General features: G+C 63.2%; 12 protein-coding genes. 5 read left to right on the forward strand and 7 right to left on the reverse strand.

Annotation, left to right across the window (positions count from 1 at the left end):
* Together JSS27_19655 and JSS27_19660 are read right to left on the reverse strand one after the other, a co-directional pair.
* Nucleotides 1–1105: AAA family ATPase (locus JSS27_19655; protein MBS0211167.1), on the reverse strand; the 1105-nt coding region annotated here is incomplete at its 3' end.
* A 102-nt stretch (nt 1106–1207) separates the two neighbouring features.
* Nucleotides 1208–1840, reverse strand: a complete 633-nt coding sequence (locus tag JSS27_19660) for a hypothetical protein (GenBank protein ID MBS0211168.1) — start codon at nt 1838–1840, stop codon at nt 1208–1210.
* A gap of 280 nt (nt 1841–2120) precedes the next feature.
* Here JSS27_19660 and JSS27_19665 point away from each other — a divergent pair, with 280 nt between their 5' ends.
* Nucleotides 2121–3779 carry a thiamine phosphate synthase gene (locus JSS27_19665; protein ID MBS0211169.1) on the forward strand — a complete coding sequence of 553 codons (1659 nt, stop codon included), beginning with the start codon at nt 2121–2123 and terminating at the stop codon, nt 3777–3779.
* On the opposite strand, the gene JSS27_19670 is transcribed toward JSS27_19665, so the two are convergent.
* The gene (locus JSS27_19670) at nt 3776–4351 is read right to left on the reverse strand and encodes a TlpA family protein disulfide reductase (GenBank protein MBS0211170.1); all 576 of its coding nucleotides are present in this window, start codon (nt 4349–4351) and stop codon (nt 3776–3778) included. The genes JSS27_19665 and JSS27_19670 overlap by 4 nt on opposite strands.
* Nucleotides 4352–4617: 266 nt before the next feature.
* Between JSS27_19670 and JSS27_19675 the strand changes: the two genes are divergently transcribed.
* Both JSS27_19675 and cyaB read left to right on the forward strand, forming a co-directional pair.
* Nucleotides 4618–5988 carry an HlyC/CorC family transporter gene (locus JSS27_19675; protein MBS0211171.1) on the forward strand — a complete coding sequence of 457 codons (1371 nt, stop codon included), beginning with the start codon at nt 4618–4620 and terminating at the stop codon, nt 5986–5988.
* Between the two features lie 33 nt (nt 5989–6021).
* On the forward strand, nt 6022–6579 hold the full coding sequence (gene cyaB, locus JSS27_19680; protein ID MBS0211172.1) for a class IV adenylate cyclase: 558 nt from the start codon (nt 6022–6024) through the stop codon (nt 6577–6579).
* Nucleotides 6580–6616: 37 nt separating this feature from the next.
* Here cyaB and JSS27_19685 read toward each other — a convergent pair whose 3' ends face one another.
* The 3 genes from JSS27_19685 to JSS27_19695 all read right to left on the reverse strand — a co-directional run bounded on the left by JSS27_19685 (nt 6617) and on the right by JSS27_19695 (nt 10102).
* On the reverse strand, nt 6617–7072 hold the full coding sequence (locus JSS27_19685; protein ID MBS0211173.1) for a hypothetical protein: 456 nt from the start codon (nt 7070–7072) through the stop codon (nt 6617–6619).
* A 108-nt stretch (nt 7073–7180) separates the two neighbouring features.
* Nucleotides 7181–8683, reverse strand: a complete 1503-nt coding sequence (locus JSS27_19690) for a DUF1501 domain-containing protein (GenBank protein MBS0211174.1) — start codon at nt 8681–8683, stop codon at nt 7181–7183.
* A gap of 180 nt (nt 8684–8863) precedes the next feature.
* Entirely contained in the window at nt 8864–10102 is a 1239-nt protein-coding gene (locus JSS27_19695; protein ID MBS0211175.1) for a hypothetical protein, read from the reverse strand.
* 420 nt (nt 10103–10522) lie between these two features.
* Between JSS27_19695 and JSS27_19700 the strand changes: the two genes are divergently transcribed.
* Both JSS27_19700 and JSS27_19705 read left to right on the forward strand, forming a co-directional pair.
* On the forward strand, nt 10523–12418 hold the full coding sequence (locus tag JSS27_19700) for a DUF2339 domain-containing protein (protein ID MBS0211176.1): 1896 nt from the start codon (nt 10523–10525) through the stop codon (nt 12416–12418).
* A 1-nt stretch (nt 12419) separates the two neighbouring features.
* Entirely contained in the window at nt 12420–13853 is a 1434-nt protein-coding gene (locus tag JSS27_19705) for a DUF3999 family protein (protein ID MBS0211177.1), read from the forward strand.
* Between the two features lie 73 nt (nt 13854–13926).
* Here JSS27_19705 and JSS27_19710 read toward each other — a convergent pair whose 3' ends face one another.
* Complete coding sequence (locus tag JSS27_19710) at nt 13927–16053, reverse strand: hypothetical protein (GenBank protein ID MBS0211178.1); 2127 nt, start codon at nt 16051–16053, stop codon at nt 13927–13929.
* Nucleotides 16054–16062: the final 9 nt, after the last annotated feature.

The following is a 16062-nucleotide window of genomic DNA, read 5'->3' on the forward strand; positions in this document are numbered from 1 at the left end:
CGGGCTTGGTCGACGGCTCGACCATGATGATCTGGAAGCGGCGATCAAGCGCGCTGTCCTTTTCGATGTACTTGCGGTACTCGTCCAGGGTCGTGGCGCCGATGCGCTGGATCTCGCCGCGGGCCAGCGCCGGCTTGAGCACGTTCGAGGCGTCGATCGCCCCTTCCGCGCCACCAGCTCCGACCAGGGTGTGCAACTCGTCGATGAACAGGATGGTGTTCTTGGCGCGGCGGACTTCGTTCATCACCGCCTTGATGCGCTCTTCGAACTGGCCGCGGTACTTGGTGCCGGCCACCATCATGGCCAGGTCCAACACCACAATCCGCTTGTCGCTCATGATCTCGGGCACGTCACCGTCAACCACGCGCTGGGCCAGGCCTTCGACGATGGCCGTCTTGCCGACGCCGGCTTCGCCCAGCAGCACGGGGTTGTTCTTGGTCCGGCGGCAGAGAATCTGCACGGCCCGTTCGATTTCCTTTTCGCGGCCGATCACGGGATCGAGCTTCGTCTGGCGAGCCAACTCGGTCAGGTCGCGGCCAAAGCTGTCGAGCGCTGGAGTCTTGCTTTTGGCCGCTTTGCCCCCTTCGCCCGAGGCTGCGCCACTGCCGCCACTGGCTTGGCCAGCGCCACCCGACGGGGTGCGTTCGCCCCCTTCGCTTCCTTCGATGCCGTGACCCAACAGGTTCAGCACCTCTTCGCGGACTTCTTCCAGCTTGAGCCCCAGGTTCATCAACACCTGGGCGGCCACGCCTTCTTGCTCGCGCAACAGGCCAAGCAGAATGTGTTCGGTGCCGACGTAGTTGTGACCCAGGTTGCGGGCCTCTTCCATCGAGTACTCGATGACCTTCTTGGCGCGCGGGGTCTGGGGCAGCTTGCCCATCGTGACCATGTCGGGCCCGCTCTGGACGAGCTTTTCGACTTCCAGACGGATCTTGCGCAGATCGACGTCCAGATTCTTGAGCACGTTGGCGGCGACGCCGCTCCCTTCCTTGATCAGACCCAGCAGCACGTGCTCGGTGCCGATGTACTCGTGATTGAACCGTTGCGCTTCCTGGTTGGCCAATTGCATGACCTTCCGGGCCCGGTCGGTAAAGCGCTCGTACATAGCCCAGCCTCCCTCCAAAATAAGTGCGTCGCTCAAACGATTGAGCGGCGTTCGCAGACGTTGGTTTCGTTCTCGTTCTTTACTACGTTGACTGGTTCGCGCTTAGGCCGCGCGGCGCAGTTCAACTTGCTTCTCGTCGGGCGACGCCTCATCGGTCGCCGTTGCGTCGCTCGTTTCGCATTCGGTCTCGGCGTGTTCCGCCACGGCCAACGTGATGCGAGCCCGCTCCTGATCGATCTCTCTCAACCATTTTACCGCCGTGGTCCATTGACCCAGGCGATCAAGCTGCTTGGTCGCTTCCTGGTAGCGTTCCGCGGCTCGCAAAGCCGACGCCAGCAGCAGTGAAGCCTCGGCGTCGCGGGGATTGGTTCGCAACAACTTCCGGCAGGCTTGCTCGGTTTCGTACCAATTCCCTTGTAAGTATTCGATCAAAGCCGCAGGAAACAAGTCCCGCGGGCCAGTCTTGGTGAAATGCTCAAAATCCCCCGGCCAACGCTGCACGGCCGCCACGACCGACGCGATCCATACGGCCGCCAGAAGCCCCCACGTCCACCGGACAAATTGTGGCGACGCCACCTCGGTCCAGACGAAATCGCACAGCAAAAGCCCGTTTAGAATCGCCCCAAAGCCCAGGGCCACGATCAGCCCAAACGTCGAACCTTGCCGCCAAACGAACGGCAAGCCGGGCCAGGCAGCCAGGCAGAGCGTATTGAGGGTGGACCGGAAGCGTGGCACGGCAGCTCGCACGAACCGTGAAAATAGGCGAAAAAACCGCTAAACCGCTGGAACCGACCGGTTTGCACGCCAAGGGGACACGGGGAAGACGGCCCGCCTCCTGCGGGTCGATGCCCGGTCCAATTGATCGTAAAGCCGTTCCTCCTGTGGCTTAACCGCCGCCGATTCTAGCCCGGGATTGCCGAATGGGCAAGGTAAGTTGCGTGGGGCCGTATATTTAGGTTGTGTCGGTCAAACCCGGTACAATGAGCGTTTCGCCCCCGATGATTGAGCCAGATTGATGCGTTACCAATACACGCCTGCTACCGAGCGCGCTTTGGCCGCCGCTGCGGCTTGGCGCAATCCCCAGCGCGACGACGAGTTGACTGCGGCGGCGGTGCTGGCAGGTTTGCTGGCCGAGCCCGAGACGCGCGCGGCCGAGATGCTGGCGGCGCGGGGGATTTCGCTGTCGACCGTGCTCGAACACTGGCCGCTCGAGCGACAGGCAGCAGCGACGAAGGGGCGGCCGCATTTCGCCGCCGACTTCGACAGCGCGATCGCCGAGGCGATTGCCCGCGTGGGCGAGTACCTCAGGCCGTTGAATCTGGCGACCGAGCATTTGCTGCTGGGGCTGGCGACGGCCGACGGCGAAGTAGCGCAGTGGCTGCGGTTGCAAGGTTGCGACATCGCGGCGCTCGAAACCGAGATTCATCGACTCTACGGATATGAGCCTGGGCCGGTCGACCTGGAATGGGATGACGACGCGCCCGACGAGGTGGAATCGCCGTCGGCCCCCGTGGTCACGAGTGCTGGCGCTTCGCAAGACGTTGCGTCAACTGCCAAGGTTTCGCGCCAGCTAGTGACTCAGGCGATCGACGGCAGCGATCAGCGGGCGGCGGCGCTGCGCGTGCTCGACGCCGCGGCAAACCGAGTTCGCGAAGGGCTGCGCGTGGCCGAAGACTATGTGCGTTTCGTGCTCGACGATCGCCACCTGACGTCGCTGGTCAAGGGGCTGCGCCACGATCTGGCCGCGGCGCTGGCGGTGTTGCCGGCCGAGGCGCTGCTGGCCTGCCGCGACACCGTGGGGGACGTCGGCACGTCGGTGTCGACCGACGCCGAACAGTCACGCCCCGATTGCCATGCCGTGGCGGCCGCCGCCTTGAAGCGGGCTCAAGAAGCGCTCCGTAGTCTGGAAGAGTTTGGCAAGGTCGTTGATTCCAACATGGCGACACAGTTCGAACAGATTCGCTACCGCTCGTACACGTTCGAGCGAACCATGCGCGGCATGTGTCACAATGCTGCACGACTGGCCAACACTCGGCTGTACGTGCTGATCGACGGTCGCCGCGGCGCCCAGGACTTTGGCAGTTTGGTTCAGGAACTGATCGAGGCCGGCGTCGATTGCTTGCAGTTGCGAGACAAAGACCTCGACGATCGTGAGTTGCTGGTCCGAGCGCGACAGTTGCGCGAGTTGACGCGCGACACGCGAACATTGTTCGTGATGAACGATCGGCCCGATCTGGCCGTGCTGGCCGAGGCCGACGGGATCCACGTGGGACAAGACGAGCTGCCCGTTGCGGCGGTGCGGCGGATCGTGGGACCGCAAATGATGATTGGCGTCTCGACTCATTCGCTCGAACAAGCGCGCCAGGCGGTCGTTGATGGAGCCGACTACCTGGGAGTCGGCCCGGTCTTTCCGTCGTCAACGAAGACTTTTGGAAAGTTCCCGGGATTGGAACTGGTGCGCGCCGTGTCGGCCGAGATCAAGCTGCCAGCCTTCGCGATCGGCGGGATCACGGCCGAGAATGTCGCCAGCGTGTTGGCCGCCGGAGTCGGTCGTGTAGCAGTGGCCAACGCGATCATCGGCGCGTCGTCACCTCGCGAAGCCGTGGCCAAGTTCCGAGCCGCGCTCTCAGCCAGTGCTAATGCATTTTGCTCGCCCCTAGCCCCTCGCCCCTAGCCCCTCTTCTCTTCCTTCAAGCACTGCTCCAGTAGCGACACCATCTCCAATTCGGTGCCGTTGCGGTAGTCGAACCAAGTGCCGCGAATCTTCCCCTGGCGGTCGATGATCAACGTGGTGGGGTAGCCTTCAAAACCGACGGCCCGCTGCACGGCCATTCGCGTGCGCCGTTCCAAGTCGGAATAGCAGGGAAAGTCGCCGGCGTCGCGCTCGGCCAGGAAGGCGGTGGTTTCGCTCTTGAGCTGTCCGGCGTCTTCCGCGCCCGAGCCGCACGAGACGGCCAGAATCTGGCAATCTTTTTCCTGGCGATAGTGCCGCCACATTTCCAGGATGTGCGGGAACTCTTGCCGGCAGGGCGGGCACCAGGTTCCCCAGAAATTGAGTACGACTACTTGTCCCTTCAGATCGTCGGGCGCGATGGCTTGGGACTGGCCAGTCAGTGGTTCGAGCTTCAGGTCGTCCAACCGTTCGGCCTTCGGGCGACGGCAGCCCGCCGTCAGCAACAACGCGATCGCACCCGTCAGGCACAGGAGTCTTGCGCTGGCGTGCCCTCGGGAAATACCTCGTTTCATCGGCGAAGCCCTTTGCGATGCGCGCCCCGGCCCCAGCCCGCTAACTTCAAACAAGCATAGGCCCTGCGGAGATTTTAGCCGACGAAACACCGGCCGGGGAAGGTGACCTGGGAGCCAGGCCGTATTACAATGCCGTTGCTACTTGGAGGCCATTGGCGAGCAAGCACTTTGAGTGTCATGTCAGAACGACGGCGGCGCAGACTAATTCGTTTCGTGCCCGGCAGTCCGGCGAGATTCAATCCTCTCCTACGGCGGTCGAGGGGCACATGTCGGTAGGCTCGGCCCTGATCATCTTTTCGATGATCGTTCTGAACGCCATGTTCGCGGCCTTTGAAATCGCACTGGCCAGCGTCTCGATCGGCCGGCTGCAAGCGTTAGCCGATCAACATCGCCGAGGCGCGCGGGCTGCCCTGAAGATGAAGCAGAACATCGAGGGGAGTCTGGCGGTGATTCAACTGGGGATCACACTCGTCGGCTCGGTGGCCGCCGCCACGGGGGGGGCCAGCGCCGAAGAGCGTTTGTCGCCGCTGTTGGTCCAATACCTGGGCGTGACGAACCGCGTGGCCGACTTTCTGGGCCTGGCGCTGGTTGTCTTGCCGTTGAGCGCCGCCATGATCGTGGTCGGAGAACTGATTCCCAAGGTCTTCGCCCTGAAGAACAAGGAATGGGTTTCGCTGCGGTTGTCGCCGTTGATGATGCTGATGACCGCCGTGGCCAAGCCCGCGGTCTGGGCGCTCGAAACGACGTCGACCGGGATTCTCGATTGGGTGTCACGGCTGTGGCAACCTCGCGTCGAGGGCCACCGGAACGAAGTGGCCGAGATCGAGGAACTGCGGGCGATCGTGGCCTTGGCACGCACGTCGCGGTTGATCGGCGGCCAAGAAGAACGGATCATCCTCGGCGCGGCGCGGCTTTCGAACCGCAAGATTTCCGAGATCATGATCCCGGTCTCGGAGATTGTCTCGCTCGATTTGTCGCACACCATGGCCGAAAGCCTGGTGATCGCCCACAACGAAATGCATACGCGGTTTCCAGTTTGTGCCGAGCCAGGGGATTTGCAAACCATCTGCGGCTATGTGAACTTCAAGGACATCGTTTCGGAATTGCGACTGAGCCCGAATCAACCCTCGTTGCGCGGGATTATGCGCGCGATTCCGTCGCTGCCTGACGACATCACGATTGCCACGGCATTGCAGCGTTTGACCGTGGGACACGTACACATCGCCCTGGTGCGCAACAACGATGCCGAGATTGTCGGGCTGGTGACGCTCGAGGACATTCTCGAAGAGCTGGTCGGCGACATTCAGGACGAATATGATCGCATGCCGGCGCACGTCATCGAGGCCGGCGCTGGTTGGGTGATGGGAGGCGGCACGTCGCTGGAACGGCTGGAATCGGCCACCGGCGTGCAGATCGACCGCACGACGCTTCCGCCCGACACGCGATCGCTGCACGACTGGGTGCGCGGCCGGCTCGACCGGACGGTGCATGGTGGCGATATCGTGCGGGCCGACGGTCTGAGGGTGCTGGTGCGCAAAGTCCGCCGGCAAAAGGTGCTCGAGGCCCAGGTCTCGCTCGACGAGCGCCAGCCGCGCGCCCCCAAGCCCGAGAGCGAATCAACGACGCCGGCCGCCTAAGTCACGGCTTTCTGCCCGGTCGAGGTGAGCGCCATGCGCTACGAAGTCGAAAGCAAGTTCCCGATTCACGACCCGCAAGGGCTGGCGCGCGAGTTTGCCGCGCGGGGTGTCGTTTGGGGCGAAGCCGAGCAGCACGCCGACTCGTACTTCAATCATCCGGCCCGCGACTTTGCCCAGACGGACGAAGCTTTGCGGATTCGACAGATCGGCGACGTGAACCACGTCACCTACAAAGGGCCCAAAATCGACACGACGACCAAGACCCGGCGCGAGATCGAACTGCCGCTGGCCGCGGGGGCCGAAATGGCGCGGGGCTTGAGCGAGATGCTCTCCGCTTTGGGTTTTCGTCCGGTCGCCACGGTGCGTAAAGAACGCCGTCACGGCGCGCTCGCCTGGCAAGGTTTTGAAGTCACGTTGGCTTGGGACAATGCCGAGGCGTTAGGCGAGTTTCTAGAACTCGAGATCGTCGCGCCCGAGGCGCAAATGCACGCTGCGCGCGACGCGATTGTTTCCTTGGCCGCCGATTTGAAGCTGGGCGCGGCCGAGCGGCGCAGCTATTTGGAAATGCTGCTGGCGGCTCGCGGCAAGTAAGGCGAACGGCCGCGCTTCCTTGCCAATGGTCTCCCGGTCACTTCGGCGCGCGCTTCCAGATCGAATAAACCCCGTGCTCCAAGTCCTTGGGGTAGCCCAGGTCGTTCTTCAGGCCGTGACAGCGGATCAGCGTGTCGCCATTGAGCAGGTAAATCCCGCGGATCGTGGTCTGGGCATCGTCCTGCCACACGGCATGAAAGCGTTTGAACGGCCGGCCATCGTGGAGTTCGAGTTTGTACTTGTAGTCGAACGATTGGCCCCCGTTCACGTCGACCTTGAACTGAACGGTGTGGCCCTCGATGATCATTTTTCCCTGGGCCTGAATCTCGGTCTGATTCTGCGTATTGGGGTCATAGGTCTTGAGCGTCCGCAGGTGCCACGTCCCTTGAAAGCGGAACAACTCGGCGTCCTGCTGCGGCAAGCCGTCCGACGCCCCTTGGGCTATTGGCACCAGCAGCGGCGCAACGCCAGCCGCCGCCAAGGCGAGCGGCATCAGTAAAACGATAGTGGACAATAATCGCCGCAAGGAAGGGGCACTCCACGACCGTGGCCGCCAATCCCACATGCTGACCACGACGCGGAAAGTATAGCAAAAGCCGGCCTAGGCGAGTAACTCGCCCACCAACTCGCCGTCGGCCACCAACGGGTAAGGCCGCCCTTGCCCGTCGTGAACCAGGGTGTGGCTGTCGACACCCAACAGGTGGTACATCGTGCTCAGAATGTCTTTGGGAGAAACCGGGCGCTCGACCACGTCGCCGGCTTGCTGGTCGGTGCGGCCAATGACACGCTGGCGCGCGATGCCACCGCCAGCAAACAAGCCGCTATAGGCGCGCGACCAGTGGCCGCGCCCTCCGCCGCGCACCCGGTCCAGCTTGGGCGTGCGCCCATGCTCGGTAATGCAGCAGACGAGCGTATCGTCGAGCATGCCGCGGGCTTCCAAATCCAACAGCAACGAGCTCAGCGCCATGTCGAGCCCTGGCAGCAGCTCATCGCGCAGGCGTTCGACCTGGTCGAAGTGCGTGTCCCACGCACTGTTGGCCGTGACGATCTCGTCCCAAAAGACGGTCACCAGGCGACCGCCGGCTTCGATCAGCCGTCGCGCCGCCAAGGTGGCTTGGCCAAACAGCGTCATCCCGTAGCGCTCGCGGACTTCCTGGGGCTCGCGATCAATGTCCAACGCCGTGCGCATGGCTCCGGAGCTGATCAGCGAGAAGGCCATCTCCTGGAACCGATCGCGCGTCTGCACGGCCGTCGCCTGGTGCAAGTCGCGGCGCTGATCGTCGAACTGTTCAAGCAACGAGCGCCGCGTGGCCAGCCGATCAAGCGTCATGCCCGCCTGCAACGTCGCCGCGCCGGGCAGCGTGAATCGCCCGCTCGAGGCGATACCCAGGTAAGGCTCGGCTACATCTCGGTCGGTGTTGCCTCGCCAGCGCGCCACGCTCTTGGTCGGTTCCCCCTCGAATTCGGTCCAGACCGGGTCGTACTTGTGACCGAGGAACGCCCCGTAAGGACCGGCGCGCGTGAACTCGGGACTCCGGCTGCTGAACTGAAACGGCAACGCCATGTTGCTGGGAATTTGCGACGCGCGGTGCGTCCCCTGTCGTTCGGCCAGATACTCGAGCACCGAGCCCAGATACGGCCAATGTCGCCGGTCGTTGGGGTTCAATTCCATCCCGACATCGACCGCCGGAATGCCCGAGAGGGTGTAAGCCGCCGAATGAATGTTATAGGGATGCGTCATCGACCGCACGACGGTGCAGCGATCGAGCACCTTGGCCAGTCGCGGCAGGTGCTCCGAGATGCGCAAGCCCGGTGTCGTGGTTTCGATCGTGTCGAAGACATTGCGGACCTCGACCGGCGCGTCGGGCTTGGGATCGAAGGTTTCGAGCTGACTGGCCGCGCCGTACAGGTAGAGAATGACGCAACGCTTGGCCTGGCCAAAGCCCGCCCCGCGCGCCACGGCGGCCGCGGCCGAGCGCTCGTGCTCGGTGCGCAGCAGCTCAGGCAGCGTCAGCCCGGCCGCCCCCAGGCTGCCGGCGCGCAATAGCTCGCGCCGTGTCCAGCCCGTTCCGCTCCGTTGTGACGATCCCAGCCAGCGCAGCATGTCGCGCCCTCGCAGACGAAAGTCGAACCCGCCGCGCGGCAGGTTCTTGGCCCAAAGGCTAGCATAGCGAACGCATCAATCGGCATCAATGTTTTGGCGCGATCGATGGCGCGCAAAAGGAAAACCGCCGGCCAAGGCCGGCGGTTTTCAAAAGTGTGCAGCGTGCGACAACCAAGTCGCCTAGAATTGTCCGGTCGCGCCGATCACGGGACCGTACAACAAGCTACTGCCGTTCATATCGAGGCCGGTGCCGCCACGATTGGTGGGCACGGTAATATTGTAATCCGCCTGATTGATCGCCGCCGCGATGCCGTCCAAGTACAACAAGCGGAACCCGATCCTGAATTGCAACCAGCCGGAGTAACGATAGTTGACGATGACGCCGGCTTCGGAGACCGACGCCCCCTTGCTGCCGTTCGTCTGGGTGTTGCGGAAAGTGCCGCCGGTACTGCCGACAATGGTCTGGTGTTGCGTGGCGTTGTTGTTGTAGGCGCCGATCTTGGCGTAGGTCTCGATGTTCCATAGATCGAAGCTCGTGTTCAACTTGGCGCCGATCTGGCCGCCCAGCAGGATGTTCTGGGTGTTGGCCTGGTAATCGAGATACGTCGACCCCGCGGTGTTGGAGAACTGCTGCTCCAGCCCTTCGTTGTAGAGCAAGTACCGGGCGCCACCCATCACTTCGAGCACGCCGAGCTTCGACGACGAGTAATCGCGGAAGTAGTTGACCTCGGCATCCTGCAATTGGGTTCCCAGCAGCACGTTGGCATTGGTGTACGAGCTAAAACCTGCAATCAGGGTGCTGAAGCCGCCGGTCGGAAAGGGCTGCCCAGGTATGTTCAAGGACGCGGTCATGGCCTGATTATCGTAGTAACCCAGATAGGTTGCTTCGATCCGCGAGCCATCTTGAAGCTCATAGCCCACGCCCAGCTTGGGCGCGATGCTAGTCGGGTAATTGAAGTCGAGCGAACTAATGCCAGGGTTGCCCTGAATGTGCCAGCCGTTGGCGCGCGTGAAGAACACTCCTTCGCCAATGATGAAGATCGGCTGCCGCTGGCGAATCACATTGAACCAGCCCCCCAGGCCGTCTCCGCCCGGCGCACAGCCGCACGCGGCGGCGCAAGCGTCGCACGGGCAACCGGGGACCACGTCACCGCCGTAGCTGTCGTCGATCATCTCGCCGCCGGTTTGCATCACCGGGCCCTGGGCCATCGGCGCGTAGGCGGAGGCTTGTTGACCAGGGTAATTCATCGGGCCATAGCCGCCTCCACCGCCCGGATAGGCCATGGGTGGCGTTTCGACATAGGCCAGACCATCGGCGCCCATGTATTGACGTTGCGACCAGGCCGCGCTGGCCGGCAACAACAAGGCGCAGACCAAAATGCCCGCCGCCCACGAACGTGGCTCAATGCCAGATTTCATGATTCCCCCCTGCGTCGATGAGCGCGAACGGGCGACGCTCGCCCCTCGGCTCGGCAACCGCTCGGCCGGTTAAACCCTATGGCCGATACGGTCGCTATAAGCCCTACCTTGGGTCTATTCGGAATGGCTGAACCCAAGGCTTGAGCCTTCTTGGCCCAGCCGGCCCCAAAAAAGTCGCTAACCGCTACAACCGGAACTACTGGCGGAGGCGAACCAGGCGGAAACTGGCCGCGTAGTTAGCGCTGGCGCTCGCCAGAACCGGTTATCAATCCCAGCTAGCCTGATGTTGATAGCTTGCCAGGCGGGGCCGGTTTCGCCATAACGTGAGCGCTTGGTTTCCGCGCCGCCATGGGCGATCGAAAGTGGCAACCAGTCGGCAATGCACTTGGGGCGACGATATTGGGATATGAATTCCTAGGCATGCTGGCAGCTTTGCTGGTTCTGGCGCTGATCGCCTCGGGGCCAATCGCGCTCATCGTTTTGATGTCGCGCAGCCGGCGGCAGGCCAGCCTGGAACGTCGTTTCGCCCAACTCGAAGCGCGCCTGGCCCGGTGGGAACAAGGCGCGCCGCCAATTCATTTGCCGGCTACGCCCTCCGCACTGGCTGAAACGCTTCCCGAGACGCCGATTCTTCAGCCATCGCCAGCGCCGGCCGCCGAAGAGCCGGTGATGGCCGAAATCTTGCCGGCCGCCACGCCCGCCTGGCAGCCCAGCTATGCGTCCCCCGCGGCTAGCGCGTCGTCCGATGGCACCAGCCTCGAAATGTTCATCGGCCGCCGCGCCCTCGGTTGGGTGGCGGTGATCGTGTTGCTGTTCGCCACCGGGTTCTTCTTGCGCTACGCCTTCGAGAACCAGTGGATTGGCCCGATGGGGCGCGTGTCGTTGGGAATGGCGGCCGGCGTCGCCCTGGTCGCGTATGGCTATCAACAGTTCCGCCGTGGCTGGGTGATCTTCTCGCGAATGATGACGGCGGGCGGTTTGGTGCTACTCTACCTTTCGACGTTCAGCGCGTTCGGCTTTTATCATCTGCTGCCGCAGCGTGACGCCGGCATCTTTTTGTTCCTCGTCGTGGCCGAGGGGGCGCTGTTGGCGCTGGCGTATGACGCTTGGCCGATTGCGCTGATGGCGGTGTGCGGCGGGTTGCTGACGCCGATGCTGATGCACACCGACCAGGATCAATACCAGTCGCTGTTCACCTATTTGCTGGTGTTGAACGTGGGTACGGTGGCGCTGCTGTTGCGGCGGCGCTGGCCCGCGGTGGGGACCGTGTCGCTGCTGGGAACCCAGGTGTTGTTCTGGGCCTGGTACGGTGACAGCTACCATCCCGAGAAGCTGGCCTGGGCGCTCGGCTTCCAGTTCGCCCTGTACATGCTTTATTTGGCACATCAGGTGCTGGTCAGCTTCGTGCGCCGACAAGCCGCCGATTGGGAAGAGACAGCCCGAGTGGTGGTAAACGCCGGGCTCTGGTTCTGGGGGGCGTTCGTGCTGCTGGAGCCCAAGTATCACGGGTGGATGGGAACACTGGCCGTCGCGATGGCGCTAGTCTACACCTTGGCCGCTCGGGCCGAGTTCTCACTGAGGGCGCCTGGCCGGCTGCTGCTCGCCACCATCTCGCTCGGCTTTGCGTTCATTGCCGTAGCCGTGGGGCTGGAAGCGAACACGCGCTGGATCGCCTGTGGCTGGGCCGTCGAAGCCGCCCTGCTCTGGTGGTTCGGCTTGCGTATCGAACGAGTGTCGCTGCGTTTGATGGGCATCGGCCTGGCATGTCTGTCGTTGCTGCGTGTCTTTGCCACGTTGGACGACACCGCGGTCCATACCGTGCGACTGCTCGTGCTTAATCACAACACTTTGCCGGCATTGGCAACGGTGGCCTGTTTGATTGTTGCCATCGCCGCGGGGGGCGCGCGATTGAACCGCTTGCTCCGCGAAGAGCAAGTCATTATGGGGCTCGGCTTTGTCGGTTGCTTGTTGATGGTGATGGGGATCGAAACGGCCGACCTGGTCCGTTATTTCGACGAGCAGCATGCCGATTCGCTGTTGGCCAGTATGTCGGTTTCGACCTGGTGGGCGGTCTATGCGACGGCACTATTGGTGATTGGCTTCCTGGTGCGGCGGCCGGTGCTGCGTTGGACGGCGCTGGGCGTCTATACCCTGACGTTGGGCAAGGTCTTTCTGCTCGATATGGCCGGCCTCGATCAGATCTATCGGATCGTGGCCTTCTTTGTGTTGGCAATTCTGCTCGGGGCTGCGGCTTGGGCGTATCAGCGCTTTCAGCCTGATCATGCGGCGGCCTCGAAGTTGGCGAAGGAGACGTAACATGCAACGCCGCCCGTGCGGAACAGTTGCTTGCGGTTTGATGACACTGGCCCTGGCGTGCTTTGTGCCCTTGGCCGCGCGGGCCGACGCGCCCCAGCCCGAGTTGTGGCGCTGGCAGTATTGGCAGGAAATCAAACTGCCGGAAGACGCCGAGGGCAAATACCGGGATGTGCTGCTCCCGGTCGACGTGTTTGGCAAGGCGCGGATCGATCTGGGGGACTTGCGGTTGTACGACGCCGCCGGGGTGGAAGTACCGTACGCCTTGCGCGTCCTGGCTCAGGTGGATCGTGACGACAAGATTACTCCGCGCCAGTTCAACCAGGTCGCCGGTCCCGACAACTCGCGCGAGATCAGCCTGGACCTGGAAGGGGACACCGAGCGGCACAATCAGGTGCAAATCGAAACCGTCGGTGCCGAGTTCCGCCGCCGCGTCGAGCTCGAAGGAAGCGACGACGGCACCCAATGGCGCAAATTGGGGGCCGGTTACCTGGTCCGCTTTACTCGCGACAACGACAAGCTGAACGGCGATCGGATCACCTACCCGCCGAGTCGGTTCCGGTACATCAGGCTCCGCGTGTTCCGCGACCCCGAGACCGACAAGAACAAGGACATCACGATCACCACGGTTTCGGTCCATCGCAAGGTGGCGGTGCCGGGCGAATTGGTGACCTGGGAAGCGAAGCTCGGCCCGCGGATGCCCGTGAATAGTAACGGCACCCCAGCCTCGGCGTGGGACATTACCCTGGGGGGCGATCTGGTGCCGTGCGAAAAGATACTGGTCGACGTGGCGGAAGAAGCGTTCGTCCGCGATTACACGCTGCAAGCCAAGGGACGCCCCGACGCGGTTCGCCCGTCAGGTGGCTCACCCGAGTGGGAAGAGTCATACAGTCCGCCGCGGAATGCCAGGCTCGGCGCAACGTATCAAACCGAAGCGGCCAGCTACTTTCGCTACCCAGTCAGCGGCAAGTGGCAGCGACGTCCTGGCAACGAGCGCAAGGCGATGGAAGCGAAGTTCGGCGAGGAAGTCCGAGCCAGTCAGGTGCGAATCACGGTCGTCGACAACGCTAACGCGCCGCTAACGCTGAGCAATGTCCGCGTCCAGGCACCGGCGCGCGAGCTGGTCTTTGCTCACACCGAAGGATTGAAATTGCCGCTCAGGCTGTACTATGGCAATCCACTGGCGAACAGCCCGGAATATGACTTTGGCCGGAACCTGCCCGAGGTCTTGTCGCCGACGCCAAAGCGATTGGAACTTGGTGCGCCGACGCCGAATGCCGAATTCCGTGGCAGCAAACCGTTGACCGAGCGCTGGCCCTGGCTGGTCTACTCGGTGCTGGGCGCGGCCTGTGGGGCACTGGGATTGGTGCTCTTGAACCTGAGCCGAGCGACGATCGCCGCGCATGATCGAAATGAACCAAGCGCCCCTGCGGCGTAATACTTTCGCGCCAAATCGCTATCACTCGCCACCCGGTTGGGGATTGGGCACAATTCTGGCTTCGTCGTGGTCGTCAACGGAATTCAAGGTGATCGATTTCCACGCCCGGCAGTCGGGTCCGCAGTCGTTGTACCCCTTCGCGCGTCACGCGAGCGGCGCTGAGGTGCAAGTACTCCAGCGCCGGCAGGTCGCGCAGCTTTTCGAGCCCCTCGTCCGTGACGCCGGTCGCCCCCAGGTAAATGAATCGCAACCGCCGATGGCCGGAGAGTCGATCGATAATGCCGTCGTCGACCCGGGTGCCGAACAGATTGACGTACACCAGATTGGGCGACGACGCGAGCAGCTTCAAGCCGTCGTTGGTCACCAGCGTTTGCGAAAGATTCAACACCCGCAGATTGGGCAGGTCTGACAACTCGCCGACGCCCGCGTCGGATGCATCGGTTTGCGACAGGTCGATCCCCAACGGCGACATCGCGCGCAACGGCTCGGTCAAGGCCGCCAGATGCGGATCGACGTTCCTCGCCTTCTCGGGGAAGCGGACGTTCCAGTAGTTCTTGGCTACCAGTTTGTCGCGCAGCGAGAAGCCGGTCATCCAGACCGCCTCGGCCCCCTGGGCCCGCACCAGAGTGCCGGCGTCGCGGCGGGCGGTGTCGCCGGTGAAGGCGCGAGCCAGGCTGGCGACGGCCACCACGCCGATCAGGCCAAATACAGCCCACTGCGCCGCGGTGAACCGCAGCAGCTCGCGCCAATTGACGTTCGGCCCCTGGGGACGTTCGTGCGAGTACTCCACGCCGAGCGCCGCGGCCAGATACCGCCCCACGGGGCGAATCAGTTCCCGAGCCGACAGCGAATCGTTGCTCACCTCGCTGGCCAACAGAAGCGCATTCCGCTCGGGCAGAATCAATTCCAGCCGGCCCTGGTACGTGGCGGCCTCGTCCTTGGAACGATTCTCCTGGGCAAACTCACAAATGCCTTGAATGGCGTCGAACGGGCGGTCGACGACCGATTCTTCCTGGCGCAGATAAACCCGTTCGCGCCGCCAGTCGAACGTCACCTCACGCTCGCGCCATTGGTTGTAGGCCATGAACAGGCACAAGCACGCCCCGGTCGTCCCAGCCAGCGTAGCCACCAGCCAGCGATGGACCACATCTTCATGCAGGAAAATGTGCAGCCAGCCTTCAATAAACCAGATTCCCAGCAGAGCGCCGGCAATTGCGCCGAACACGGCCACACAGCCGAGCGCTCCCTTCGGCGCGTGAGGTTGGAGGAATCTCACCCGTTCGCCCGGTCGCCATTCGGCCAGTTGCGTCGTCGTGAGTTGCTCTTGAATCTTCTTGAGATTGATTGGCGGCAGCGACTCGGGCGACGCGATCGGTTTGCGCCGCGCGCGAAATGACGGCGCCGGCGGGTCAGCGCGGTCAGGAATCGGCGGCATTTCCGGCGTCGACGCTTCGGCCTTGTCGTCTTCGTCGTCGGATTCGCTGGTGCCAGTGTCGCTTGTGTCGGCGTAATACTCCTGACGCTTCGACCAAGGAAGCAGCACCTCATAGCCCAGCAGTTGCGCCGATTTTTCCCGCTCGGCGTAGTTCGTCGCCCCCAGTATTCGGGCCAGTGCCCAGAATTGATGACTCGCCACGGCTCGGGTGTCAACGCCGTCGAGCGTGGTGTTCATTTCTAGCCGCACCGACTTGCCGCGTTCGTCGCGGTAAACCTGTACGAACGTGATCGGCGCCAGTCCGCGCCCTTCGGGGCCCAAGCGAAACCAAAACTGCTCGATCTGCTCGAACGGCACTGTGACGGTCTCGTTGCTCCACCACAGCCAGCCGCGCCGCCGGCCGGTGAAGACACGTTCTTGCGCATCCCAGCTCAACTCGGACCAATAGGCGACCAGTTGGGCAAATCCGCTCGCGCCGGTCCAGGCCATGATCAGCGCGCCGACCAGAATGACGTCCAGGATCACGTCATCGCCGCTGGGCGGAAACGGCTTGTCGCCAGTCAACTGGGCAACGAGCGCGTGGCGAAACGGCGCTTCGAAGAATGACGCCACCAGCACCACGACCAGTGGCCCACAATGGCGCAGCCACGCCCACGGCGGATTGCCGTTACGCACCAGGCGCAGCCGCGCGCCAGGCAGATCGTCGGCCACGCGCAATTCGCCGGGCGGCAAGGCGGAATCAGGGCTGTCGGTCACCGACGACAAATGTCGCGC

Source organism: Planctomycetota bacterium, assembly GCA_018242585.1.
Lineage (GTDB): Bacteria > Planctomycetota > Planctomycetia > Pirellulales > PNKZ01 > JAFEBQ01.

Coding starts and splice junctions, on each gene's coding strand:
- JSS27_19665 (MBS0211169.1), top strand. CDS start 2,121: ATGCGTTACCAATACACGCCTGCTACCGAGCGCGCTTTGGCCGCCGCT.
- JSS27_19670 (MBS0211170.1), bottom strand. CDS start 4,351: ATGAAACGAGGTATTTCCCGAGGGCACGCCAGCGCAAGACTCCTGTGC.
- JSS27_19675 (MBS0211171.1), top strand. CDS start 4,618: ATGTCGGTAGGCTCGGCCCTGATCATCTTTTCGATGATCGTTCTGAAC.
- cyaB (MBS0211172.1), top strand. CDS start 6,022: ATGCGCTACGAAGTCGAAAGCAAGTTCCCGATTCACGACCCGCAAGGG.
- JSS27_19685 (MBS0211173.1), bottom strand. CDS start 7,072: ATGCCGCTCGCCTTGGCGGCGGCTGGCGTTGCGCCGCTGCTGGTGCCA.
- JSS27_19690 (MBS0211174.1), bottom strand. CDS start 8,683: ATGCTGCGCTGGCTGGGATCGTCACAACGGAGCGGAACGGGCTGGACA.
- JSS27_19695 (MBS0211175.1), bottom strand. CDS start 10,102: ATGAAATCTGGCATTGAGCCACGTTCGTGGGCGGCGGGCATTTTGGTC.
- JSS27_19700 (MBS0211176.1), top strand. CDS start 10,523: ATGCTGGCAGCTTTGCTGGTTCTGGCGCTGATCGCCTCGGGGCCAATC.
- JSS27_19705 (MBS0211177.1), top strand. CDS start 12,420: ATGCAACGCCGCCCGTGCGGAACAGTTGCTTGCGGTTTGATGACACTG.